Origin of the sequence: Pseudomonas sp. E45-MNA-CIBAN-0222 (assembly GCF_040310405.1) — a bacterium.
GTDB lineage: Bacteria > Pseudomonadota > Gammaproteobacteria > Pseudomonadales > Pseudomonadaceae > Stutzerimonas > Stutzerimonas stutzeri_AC.
On sequence record NZ_JBEOPU010000184.1, the window covers coordinates 1 to 251 of the forward strand.

A 251-nucleotide genomic window follows, 5' to 3' on the forward strand; every position below is an offset into this window, starting at 1 on the left:
GGGCGTGATTGTGACGCTGCCATACCCGACCGATGATGTGCGCTTGTTGACCAAGGCGGCGGTCGAAGCGCTCACCCATGTTTTTCAGCCCGGGTTCAAATACAGCAAGGCTGAGGTGTTGCTCATGGATCTACGGCAACCGGGCGAGTTCTCGGATGATCTGTTTGCGGTTAATCAGCTCGCAGAGGCGACCAGGGTGATGGCCGTTCTGGATCAAATTAACGCGCGCTGGGGCAGGGGCACGCTACGGG

Annotated in this window: 1 protein-coding gene; it reads left to right on the top strand. The window is 59.0% G+C overall.

The annotated features are described in order from the left end of the window. Positions 1–251 (top strand): DUF4113 domain-containing protein (locus AAEZ08_RS23260; RefSeq protein ID WP_500125226.1); only part of this gene is annotated, 251 nt, incomplete at both ends.